This is a genomic window from Methylococcales bacterium (genome assembly GCA_030949405.1).
Classification (GTDB): domain Bacteria; phylum Pseudomonadota; class Gammaproteobacteria; order Methylococcales; family Methylomonadaceae; genus WTBX01.
The window spans coordinates 473658-485877 of record JAUZSN010000002.1 but is presented as its reverse complement, the minus strand read 5'-3'; the positions used below and the strand labels follow the sequence as shown (position 1 = coordinate 485877).

The window sequence follows — 12220 nt, the reverse complement described above, 5'->3', positions numbered from 1 at the left end:
TGTTATGAAAAAAATTATATTGTGCTTATTATTTATTTTTTTAAATGCGTGTGATGACGCTAAAACTCCGTTTAGTCCTTTAGCGGAAGAGGCGGTTATTCTTGCCTTTGGTGATAGTTTAACTTACAGCTTAGGAACCGATAGACAAACGACCTACCCTGCTATTTTAGCGAAATTAAGCCATCGTAAGGTGATTAATGAAGGCATTTCAGGAGAAATTAGTCAGGCGGGTTTACAACGTTTACCTAAATTATTAGATAAATATAAACCTCAAATGTTAATTTTAATTCATGGCGGTAATGATATATTAAGAAATATACCCCGTAAGAAAACAATCGAAAATCTAAGGCAAATGATTGCATTAGCAAAGCAACGTGAGATTAACGTAGTTATGCTAGGCGTGCCTAGCTTTAGCTTATTAAACCTAAAAAGTGCGGAGATTTACCAACAGGTGGCACAATCAGAAATGATTCCTATTGATCTTGATACTTTACCGACTATTTTAAGTTCCGCCGCGTTAAAGTCTGATAGAGTTCATCCAAATACTGCGGGTTATCAAAAAATGGCCGAAGCGGTTTATACCTTGTTACAGGATAATGGGGCATTATAGTTTTTGTCATTTTCAAATAAAAAGGGGGAACATTCTAATCAATGTTCCCCCTTTTTTAGAACTAAAGTCTGTTTTAACGCAGACTAAATCATCTTATTTACGGATGACTTTTAATTGTACACGACGGTTTTGCGCACGACCTACTGTTGTATCATTACTTGCAACAGGCTTCGCTTCGCCATAACCACGTGAAGTTAAAGACGCTTTACCTTTTGCTTTGTTATTTAAATAGCCTTTAACTGACTTAGCACGACGATCAGATAAACCTAAGTTATATTTATCAGAACCGACATTATCTGTATGTCCTTGAACTTCAATAGCTAAACCAGGATTTCTTTTTAAGACAAAAGCCGCATCATCTAACAAATGATAGTATCTTGATTTGATTGCATGTTTCGCTGTATCAAAGTTAATCCCTTTAATAATCCAACAACCTTGAATATTAACGGTTGCTCCTAACGGTGTTTTTGGACACTGATCTTTACTATCAAAAACACCATCTAAGTCAGCATCGCCTTCCATAACAGGGAATACTTTTTTGAAGAAGACCCCTTCAACAAACTTAGCCATACCATCAGGTGAACTAATATCCGCTGTTGCAGTACTGAAACCACAGGCACCAATATTTGATAGATTTAATAGCGTTGTACGGCCTTCAGCATCTTTAGGATTTCCCGTCCAAACGGTGTAAATACATAGATCATCCCCATAACGAGATTTTAAAGCATGGGCTGATGGGATAGGAGATCTGTCTAATTCAAACCCATCACTAAAGATAATCAAAGCCGTCTTTCCAGAATTTCCTGCTAAATCTTCTTGAGCCGCATCCAATGATTTGTCCATTGGCGAGCCGCCACTACCACAAGCTAAAGTATCAATCGCCGCATTAAAGGCAGATTTAGAATAAGACTCTGAAGCTTGGTTTAATTTTGTGGCTACACCAACACATTTACCAAAACCAAAGCTACGCAAGCCCGAATTTAAGGTCATGCTAGGAATTGTTTTATTCATACGACTTAAAAGTTCTTTTTCAACTTCTAATTTAATCGCCGCAGGATCTGATGCAAGTCCACCATTAATATAGGTTTCAGTCATTGAACCTGATGAATCGCTAATAACAAAAAAGTTATTTGTTTTTTGTTTGAAATCTTTCGATTTAGTCAACGCGCTTAAATCTTTCGCTTGAAAAGATTGAAAGTTTGCAGGTTGTGTCGTTGCACACCCTGAAAGAATGGCAGTGGCAACAGATGCCGCTAATAGTAATGATTTTTTCATTAAATTTTCCTTATTAAAAAAACAAGTGATGAAATACTTTGTAAGTTATTATCCGAAATTAAGGGGTTAAGCCATTTTATTAGGCTCTTTGAGGCGGATAAAGAATTAACCCTAAAAATCGTACTAATTATATAGTGTTGTTTAGGGAACTTATAGGGCAAGTGCGACTTTTATGCGATTGCTCTCAAAAAATGTCGTTTTTTAGAGACACTTAGCGGCTAATTTAACAATATTAACGAGCTTAAAAATAATTAAAATGCGATGAATACCGATTATAACAAAGATTTAGGCTTTACAACGCATCTTTTATGCTGTTGTTTTTATGCTAATAATACTGCAACCATCTTTAGCCTTGAAATTTACGAATTAGCTGAGTGTGACTTTCATCACGCAGCCCATTCAAAGCGTCTATAATTTAAATAGGATCAATAGTGTGATCTATTAAAGTTTTATGCCATCACCTGTAAAAACCAAAACCTAAGGTAATCTCATGACCTATAAAACCGAGCAAGAATTTTTGAAACGTCTCTTAGCCTATATTAAAACCAAGCTAAGTGAGGATACGATCCCCTTAATGAATGCGTTTGCAACCCAGTATTATCAGGGAATGGTGATTGAAAATTTTGAAAGTGATAATAGTATTGAAGATTGGTATGCGGCTTTATTATCCCATTGGAATTTACTGTTAAACGCCACCCCGCATAATTTTTGCGTACAGGTTTATAACCCAACCTTAGAAGAACATAGCTGGCAATCACAACATACTATTGTCGAAATTGTCATGAGTGACCGACCCTTTTTATTACAATCGGTTTGTATGGAAATTAACCGTCATGGGTTTACTAATCATTTAGTCATCCATCCCGTGTTTAATTTTAAACGCGATGAGCAAGGAAAATTATTAGGATTGGCTGAAATGGCTGATGACAACGATATAAGTACCGAATGTTTATTACATGTTGAAATAGACCGACAAAGTAATCAAACCGCTATTGATGAACTAAAAGCCTCTTTAAATCGAATATTAAAGGATGTGCAAGCTGCAACCGATGACTGGAAAAAGTGTCTTGATACCTTACAATCGGTTATTAATGAACTTAAGACACAGCAACACGCCTCGCCTCATCCCCTAGGCGATAGCATTGCCTTTTTACAATGGCTCCATGATAATCATTTTGTATTTTTAGGTTACAGGGAATATCAACTCGTTGATGAAAATAAACAAAAAGGGTTGAAAATAATTTCCGATACGGGTTTAGGGGTTCTTCATGATTCCGTTACCTCAGTACTCAATAAACAAACTCGTTTCTTTCCCCCCGAAACTTATGATTATTTCACTCAACCATCCCCCCTCATTATTACCAAAGCCACCACCCGAGCGACGGTTCACCGTTCTGTTTTTATGGATTATATTGGAATTAAACAATATAACTCCAAAGGCGATGTTATAGGTGAAAAACGTTTTTTAGGGTTATACAGTTCATCGGCTTACTCGTGTGATCTTAGAAAGATCCCCATGATTAGTCATAAACTTCAACACTTAAAAGAGCGTTCTGGATTTAGAGCCAATACCTATGGTGCGCGAGCGTTACTTTATATTTTACAATCGCTACCGCGTGATGAACTCTTTCAAGCTGACGAACAAAGTTTATTTGAATGTGCGATGGGCGTTTTACAATTACAAGAAAGTCAACGCGTCCGTGTTTTTGTCCGTCATGATGTTTATGGGCATTTCATTTCTTTATTAACCTTTGTACCCAGAGATCGCTATCACACTCAGTCGCGTAAAAAAATTCAAAGTATTTTGTTGGAAACGTTTAAAGGCGAAAATGTTGATTTTAGTGTGCAATTATCAGAATCCATATTAGCGCGGATTCATTTTATTATTCACAGTAATAAAGGCTGCTGTACTCAGTACGACTTGAAAGCCTTAGAACAAAAAATTGTTGAAGCCCTCGCTGAATGGAAAGATGATTTACAAATACAGTTAAATCATTATTTTGGTGAAGCAAAAGGCAATACCTTATTTTATAACTATTGTGATGGTTTTTCCGCTGCTTATCGAGAAGAAACCTCGACACGAACCGCATTATTGGATATTGGTAAGTTTGAACAATTAATTGATTGTAATTTACACGCCGAAAGTTTACTTTATAGCCCTTTAACCGTGAGTGGTAAAAAAACGTTACGTTTTAAATTATTTAATCGAGGTCAACAAGCCTCCTTATCTAAAAGTTTGCCTATGTTAGAAAACATGGGCATTAAAGTTTGTGATGAACGGCCTTATGAAATTAAAAATAAAAATAGTGAGGCCATTTTATGGCTACATGATTTTGGATTAGATTATGAAGTAGAACGTAGTGATTTAGATTTAGCCCGTTTAAAGCCTCGTTTCGAAACCGCATTTGAACAATGTTGGTTTGATAAGATTGAAAATGATGGCTTTAATGCCTTAATTTTGAATGCTAAATTAAAGTGGGAGCAAGTTAATCTTTTTCGGGCTTTATACCTTTATTTACGCCAACTAGGAATGAAGTTTAGCCAAACCTATGTCGAACTTACTTTATCTAAAAATCCACAAGTCGTTAGTCTATTATTTGATTTTTTTAATCAACGCTTTAACCCCGATTTAAATCAGCAAGTTAAACAATTGTGTGAAATTTCTTTACCTGTAGAGGAAGCGATTGAACAAGTAAGTTCCCTAGATGAAGATCGAATTTTAAGACATTATTTAAACCTCATTCACGCGGCGGTTAGAACCAATTATTTTTCCAATTTAACCGATGAACAAGGTTTTCCTTTTTTTGCGATTAAATTTGATTCCGCCTTAATCAATGAAATGCCCGCACCCGTTCCGTATTTTGAAATTTTTGTTTATTCGCCCCGTGTTGAAGGCATTCATCTTCGCGGTGGAGCCGTCGCGCGCGGTGGAATCCGTTGGTCTGATCGACGTGAAGATTTTAGAACTGAAATTTTAGGGTTAATGAAAGCTCAAATGACTAAAAACGCCTTAATTGTTCCCACAGGGGCAAAAGGTGGCTTTGTGGTTAAACGTTTGCATAAAATAACCGACAAAGACAAAATTTATCAGGAAGTGATTCAATGTTATCAGATTTTTATTCAAAGCTTATTAACCTTAACCGATAATAAACAAGATGGTCTCTGCATTAAACCAAAAGAGGTGGTTTGTTATGATGGTAATGACCCTTATTTGGTGGTTGCTGCGGATAAAGGCACGGCAAAATTTTCAGATTACGCCAATCAATTATCCCAACAAGCTGATTTTTGGTTAGGCGATGCCTTCGCATCAGGGGGGTCTGTGGGTTATGACCATAAAGTGATGGGAATTACTGCGCGTGGTGCGTGGGAATCGGTTAAACATCACTTTAGTCAGCTTAATTTAAATACCACGAATACACCGTTTACAGTGGTGGGAATTGGGGGGATGTTAGGGGATGTCTTTGGTAATGGAATGCTCTTATCCTCACAAATCAAATTAGTGGCGACATTTGACCATCTTCATATTTTTTTAGACCCTAACCCCGATCCTGCCAACAGTTTTAAAGAGCGTCAACGTTTGTTCCAATGTCCTAAGTCGTCATGGCAAGATTATGATGCTGACTTAATTTCGACAGGCGGCGGCGTATTTTTACGCAATTTAAAATCCATTGCTATCTCCCCGCAAGTTCAAAAATGTTTAAATATCCGCAGTGAAACCTTAACCCCCCATGAATTAATTCGAGCCATTCTCTCCGCGCCAGTTGATTTATTATGGAATGGCGGCATTGGAACGTATGTTAAAGCCCATGATGAATCAAATATTGATGTGGGTGATAAGGCCAATGATGCGGTGCGGGTTAATGGTAAGCAATTACAGTGTAAAGTGGTTGCCGAAGGCGGTAATTTAGGTTTTACTCAAAAAGGACGGATTGAATATGCCCAGCAAGGAGGCTATTGCAATACCGATTCGATTGATAATTCCGCTGGGGTTGATTGTTCTGACCATGAAGTTAATATTAAAATTTTGCTTAATGGGTTAATGCGTAAAGGGGATTTAACTGAAAAACAGCGAAACCAATTACTTGAAGCGATGACTGAAGAGGTTGCCAATAAAGTTTTAGTGAATAATTATCAACAAAACCAAGTGATTTCATTAATAGAATCACATTCCAGTGAAAACAGCGTTGATAGTCAATTGTTAATTAAGGCACTAGAAGACCGAGGACATTTGAATCGACCCTTAGAAAGTATTCCAAGTGACTCTATTTTAAAAGAACGCCATACTCAATCAAAAGGGTTAACGCGTCCTGAAATATCGGTGTTACTGGCGTATAGCAAGCAATTAATGAAGCAAGAGTTATTAAAAGAGCTTACAGGGCTGGATAAAAAGTTATTTTTTAAGACATTACAGGCTTATTTTCCAGCGGCATTACAACAAAAATACCCCGAAGAAATTCAACAACACAGTCTTCGTGATGAAATTGTGGCTAATGGATTGGTTAATCAATTAATTAACCGCATGGGGATGGTGTTACCTTATCGTCTGATGGAGGAAACAGGGTGTAGTACGGTTGCGATTATTAATATTGATAGTTTAGTTTGTGAGGTTTTCAATGTTGATATTCTTTGGGAGCAATTAGAATCTCAAACCACACAACTCAATAAAGAGGTCTTCGCCTCGCTAAAAATGACGCTTAGAAAGGCGATTGAAAAAGCAATGTATTGGTTTATTGATAAAGATAGGCAGCAATTAGGGCTTTTTGATGATCGTCAAGATTATATTGAAGGCATTAAAGCCTTGAATACACAAATAGCGAGTTTTATGACGCAAACTGAACAAAAATGGATTGATGAGCAAGTCGATAATTTTATTCACAAAGGGGTTGCCGCAGAAGTTGCGATTGAGATTGTGGTTTTGGATGTTCTTTATTGGTGTTTGGATGTGGTTTGGTTAAAAAAACAAACCCGAAGTAGTTTACAAGATTGTGCGATTGCTTTTTTTCAAATTATTGATGCGTTTGATTTGTTATGGTTACGACAACAAATTAATGATTTACCTAAAAATACGGTTTGGGAGTCTTTGGCACGCCGAACGGTTAAAAAAGAATTTAATAATGTATGCTGTCGTTTAACGATTGTTGTTTTACAACAATCGTCGTTAAAAGTGAACGATAAGTTAGCGGCGTGTTTGAAACTATCGAATACCGCCATTACGCGTTATCGTAAATTAGTCAGTTTAGTGAAAACGGATAAGGATATTGAGTTGGAAAAGATTACGGTATTGCTTAAAGAATTAGTTGAGATAAATATGTCTATGAGTCATCATCAATAGTTTTAAGCTAATCAAGGATAAATGCTGGTAGAGACGCGATGCTTCGCGTCTCTACAATCGCTAAATGCTTATACCACTAGGCAGTGTTATTAAAGGTGTTTGTATGCCTATTACTTTATGCAAAAATATATCTGTAAACAAGTCTGGTTGAATATTTCCTGTGCCATTATAATACCGTTTAACAGTTCCAGAATTTTCTAAAACAATAGCATTTGCAGACACAGTTTTAAACCTTATATCATTGGCACTAAGCTTAGTTATACCATTTAGAATATTACCTTTATTACCTTCAATAACAGCACCATTCCCTACTAAAGTTATTTTATCCAACGCACCTAAGTCCGCAGCCCCTTTCCATTTTTCTACTGCATCCAACGCTACCAAGGTATTGCTTGCACTTGCTACCTTAATATAAATATCATAATCAACACTACTGCTAAACGTTCTATTACTATGGTCACTACTTTCTCCTGTCGTTAAATCAAAAACAACGACACTTGTATCCACAGTACTCGCTTCTACAACAAGAGCTTTAGAATTTGATAATGATCCCGTAGCACCAACCGTAGGCAAAGTTAAAACTGCACTATTACCACTTGCATCCGTAATTGTTCCTGAGTTTAATTTTAAGGCACTTGTATCGAAATAAGCTAAATCAAGACTTGCGTCCCCAGCTTGTACCGTATAATCAAATGTTAGCGTGTTTGTTCCTGTTCCTGACGTATAATTAACAACCTGATCTGTTGTACCCGTTTCAAGTGTTAAGGTGGGTGTCTCTGTTACGTCAACTACTTCATCAAATAAAATATTAATACTAATAGTGTCCCCAGCAGCATAAGTTTTATCATCATCAAGTGATGTTACACTCGTCACAGCAGGAGTTGTTTTATCAAAAGTCACCAAACTTGAATCAGTAACCGCCGTTACATTCGTTCCAGCATTCCCCGCAGTATCGCTAAAAGCAATATTAATCCCTAATGCTCCTTCATTATTATTTGAATCTAATGTATAAGTAGCGGTATAGCTATTACCCGAAGTATTACTCACAATAGCTGTTTTAGAATCAATAGTCACGGTAGGTGTACTAATGCTTTCACTTGATGTAAAACTTAACGTAACAATATCACCTATTTTTGCTAATGCTGTATTACTATTATTTGAAACAATCGCTACTGCACTTAAAGTGGGAGCTATTTTATCAAATGTTACCGAGCTGGAATTAGTTACCGCAGTTACACTTGTTCCTGTATTTCCCGTAGTATCGCTAAAAGCAATATTAATCCCTAATACGCCTGCTGTATCCGTGGAAAGTAACGTATAAGTCGCAGTATAATTATTACCCGTGTTAGTTACTGTTGCTGATTTCCCTCCAATAGTGACGGTCGGGGTAATAGCTTCATTTGATGTAAAACTCAAAGTAACTACATCGCCTATTTTTGCCAAAGTAGTATCGTTATTATTTGAAGCAATTCCTACTGAACTTAAAGTAGGTGCTGTTCTGTCAAAAGTCACCGAACTTGAATTAGTAGCCGTCGTTACATTCGTTCCAGCATTCCCCGCAGTATCGCTAAAAGCAATATTAATCCCTAATGCTCCTTCGGTATCTGAGGAAAGTAATGTGTAAGTTGCTGTGTAATCATTGCCCGAATTAGTCACACTTGCTGATTGACTACCAATAGTGACAGTAGGTGTATTAATGGTCTCGCTGGATGTAAAACTTAACGTAACGATATCGCCTATTTTCGCTAATGATGTATCGCTATTATTTGAAGCAATTCCTACTGAACTTAAAGTAGGTGCTGTTCTGTCAAAAGTCACCGAACTTGAATTAGTAGCCGTCGTTACATTCGTTCCAGCATTCCCCGCAGTATCGCTAAAAGCAATATTAATCCCTAATGCTCCTTCTGTATCCGAGGAAAGTAACGTGTAAGTTGCGGTATAACTATTGCTTGTATTACTTACTGTTGCCGATTGTCCTCCAATAAGGACAGTCGGTGTGTTAATCGTTTTACTAGATGTGAAACTTAACGTAACGATATCGCCAGTTTTCGCCAATGATGTATCGCTATTACTTGAAACAATCTCTACTAAACTTAAAGTAGGCACTACTTTATCAATCACTATACTATTTGTATTCTTAGCTATATCAGAAACATTCCCCGCTACATCTGTTTGTCTAACTTGAATATCATCTCCCGAATACGCTATATTATCCGCTAATTCAAATGAAGTACTATTATCGGTAACCGCCACCCAATTAGCTGTTTTTAATTTATATTCCCAGCTCGCAACATCATCCACTAAACCAGTAACATCAATTGTTGCGTCATTAGTTATTCCATCTGACGTATTTGTACCTGAATCTGAATTTAACGAAAATGAAGGAATCGAAATAGTATTATCAATCGTAAACGTAGGATTGCTTGGATTAGCGGTAATTACATTCCCTGCAAGATCTTTCCCATTGGTAATCGTTACTGTTCCCGTTAAATCCCCTACAGGTACATTTAAATCATAATAATAAACCGTCGAGCTTTCTTTCGTCATAGTAGCGGCTAATAAAATACTATTATCAATCGCAATTGTAGGAAGTGGGGAGTCGCTCATCGCCTCATTAAAAGTCGCAAAAACTCTTAAGGTATCCGCATCTTTAACGATAATCGTATCAGCCTTTGTTGTCCCTGAATCAATGCTGTAACTTAAAGACGCTGTCGGTGCAACACTTTCCAAATCAACAACAGCCAAAGACACTATTTTTTCAACACTATTGTTTTCTAAATCCGTCGCAATAACCGTAAAACTATAATTTTCTTTCGCTACAAAATCAGGGTTAGCAATTAACTTAATCGCGCCTGAACTACTATTAATACTAAATAAAGCACCATCGTTCACCGCTTTTAAACTATAAGCTACCGTACTATCATCCGTTGATGTTACTGTATAAATGACTTGGTTTTCACCACTATTTTCATTAACAGGGGTTGCTGTTGCTAATGAAGTAATAATAGGATCAACTTCGTCAACATTATTAACAGTTAAAGCAATCGCCTGTTCGCGTGCATTGCCTAAGATATCTGTTGCAATAACAGTAAAATTATAACTGGCTAAGGTTTCAAAATCAGGATTCGCTTTTAAGGAAACCTCACCTGTCTGCCCATTAATATAAAATAACGTATAATCCGAGGCGTTTAAACTGTAAGTGGCATCTGGATCATTTGACGTAACCTTATATATTACCGTGTTTGGTCCAATATTTTCATCAATACTTGCCGTCGTATCAGAGCTAATAACAGGTGCTGGCGTACCTTTAATAATAAGCGTCGCATCACTTTTTAAACTTACCCCAATGCCTAATGCAAACCCTGCTGTATTTCCACCTGCATCTGTAATGGTACCGCTATTCAGGTTAATTGAGAGTACATCTAAATTCTTAGTATCGGTATCCCCACTTTTAATCTGATAACCAAACACCAAACTATTATGCCCACTTCCTGAAACATAACCTGCCAATGTACCATTACTTAAACTTAATGTTGGCAAACCTCGACTAACATCAACAATCACCGCCTCATTATAAGTGAGCGTAATTTCAACCGTATCCAAAATAGCATAGGTTCCACTAGGCGCACTAATATCTGTTAAAATAGGCGCGGTAATATCCGTTGTCGTTGATACGCCTGTCACCTCATCCACAGTTGTGACCGTAACATTACCCGTTTTGTCATTAGTGGTGACATCTATTATTTCACCTGTTGCTCCATCTTTTGTTTGTACCGTTGTTTCTAGTAAATTTCCATCGGCATCTCTAACGGTAGTAACAAAACTTCCTGTTGCCTCGTCAATCGTGGTAATGCCTACACTTATAAGGTCACCTTTCGCATCGGTCGTGGTAATTAAAGGCAGACCATTCTCACCCGTTGTTGTTGCTTTGGTCGTCAGTAGAGAGCCATTTTTATCACTAGTCACAACAGTCAATTCACCTGTTTGAGCGTTTGTTATCGTTTCAATAACATTTTCAGTAGTTTCATCTGTATTAATAATAGAACTTGAAAGTAGCGTTCCTGCCTTATCTTTAACTGTTGAGGTAACCTTTCCCGTTAAAAAGTCTGTACTAACAACCCGTACATCCCCTGTTACTTCATTCGTTGTTATTTGGTCACCTGCGACTTCAATATCTAATGCCTTTATAATAGCAGCTACCGTTAAAGGATCGCTAGTGACCTTTTCAAACGCTTTTTTTGCTAACTCAATATTATTAGATTCTAAACCGTCTACATAATGCAATGAAATATCTGTTTTATTTTTCAACAGGGCAGTATCCAATAATCCCTGTTCACTGGTATTTTCTTTCGCTGCTGTAATTAAACTAATAATGGCAACATCTTTTGTCATTGTCCCTGCATCTAAATGTTTCAACCAAAAGGCTTTACCCTCTTCATCAATCGTTCGATCAAAAAGATTTAAATAAACTTTTTCAAGAAAGTCATTACTAGATAATTCAGGGGGATAAAGCGCAATATATTCGTCAGAAGTGGCTATTGCCTCTGAGATTTTAATGAGTAAAGTTCGCTCTGCATCTGACTGGTTAGGGGTATCTTTTAAAACTTCAGGTAAAAATTGATCATATTTACCTACCCAAAAATCAGCCCCCTCCTTATCAGCCGCACGACCAAAATAAGCCGTATACAATTCGATAATTGTTTCTTTTTGTGTACTAGTTGCCATGATAACCTCCAAGAATATTGATATAAATTAAAGAAAACAGGTAATTCACAAAACTCTTAACGATTTTGGCGGTTTTTCATTTACCTCATTATTCTTAAATCTTACGCTCAATTATATAACACACCCAAAGATAAGCTTGAAATATAAACATCAAAAACGTGATCTATCTCTAAAATAAAAATAAAAATATATTGTTTTTATCTAACTGATTTCATTAACCTTTATAATAAAAAACCTAAATAATAATTGATTCGACTTTTTTTAAAATAATACCTAAG

Annotated in this window: 5 protein-coding genes; 3 read left to right on the top strand and 2 right to left on the bottom strand. The window is 36.7% G+C overall.

Annotated features, from left to right (window positions below; all coding sequences use genetic code 11):
* Positions 1-4 precede the first annotated feature (4 nt).
* A complete protein-coding gene (locus Q9M50_02605) occupies positions 5-610 on the top strand; it encodes a GDSL-type esterase/lipase family protein (protein MDQ7089518.1) in 606 nt (201 codons plus the stop codon).
* A gap of 93 nt (positions 611-703) precedes the next feature.
* Here the strand turns inward: Q9M50_02605 and Q9M50_02600 are convergent, their stop codons facing one another.
* A complete protein-coding gene (locus tag Q9M50_02600; GenBank protein ID MDQ7089517.1) occupies positions 704-1885 on the bottom strand; it encodes an OmpA family protein in 1182 nt (393 codons plus the stop codon).
* 261 nt (positions 1886-2146) lie between these two features.
* On the opposite strand from Q9M50_02600, the gene Q9M50_02595 reads away from it, so the two are divergent.
* Together Q9M50_02595 and Q9M50_02590 are read left to right on the top strand one after the other, a co-directional pair.
* Positions 2147-2299: a hypothetical protein gene (locus Q9M50_02595; protein ID MDQ7089516.1), complete on the top strand. Its 153-nt coding sequence runs from the start codon at positions 2147-2149 to the stop codon at positions 2297-2299.
* Positions 2300-2375: 76 nt separating this feature from the next.
* A complete protein-coding gene (locus tag Q9M50_02590) occupies positions 2376-7217 on the top strand; it encodes an NAD-glutamate dehydrogenase (GenBank protein ID MDQ7089515.1) in 4842 nt (1613 codons plus the stop codon).
* A 60-nt stretch (positions 7218-7277) separates the two neighbouring features.
* On the opposite strand, the gene Q9M50_02585 is transcribed toward Q9M50_02590, so the two are convergent.
* Positions 7278-11942, bottom strand: coding sequence for a cadherin domain-containing protein (locus Q9M50_02585; GenBank protein MDQ7089514.1), 4665 nt, complete (start codon positions 11940-11942; stop codon positions 7278-7280).
* Between the last annotated feature and the right edge of the window lie 278 nt (positions 11943-12220).

Excerpts from the sequence above, each read along its gene's own strand:
- Q9M50_02585 (MDQ7089514.1), bottom strand. The coding sequence starts at position 11,942 with ATGGCAACTAGTACACAAAAAGAAACAATTATCGAATTGTATACGGCT.
- Q9M50_02600 (MDQ7089517.1), bottom strand. The coding sequence starts at position 1,885 with ATGAAAAAATCATTACTATTAGCGGCATCTGTTGCCACTGCCATTCTT.
- Q9M50_02595 (MDQ7089516.1), top strand. The coding sequence starts at position 2,147 with ATGAATACCGATTATAACAAAGATTTAGGCTTTACAACGCATCTTTTA.
- Q9M50_02605 (MDQ7089518.1), top strand. The coding sequence starts at position 5 with ATGAAAAAAATTATATTGTGCTTATTATTTATTTTTTTAAATGCGTGT.
- Q9M50_02590 (MDQ7089515.1), top strand. The coding sequence starts at position 2,376 with ATGACCTATAAAACCGAGCAAGAATTTTTGAAACGTCTCTTAGCCTAT.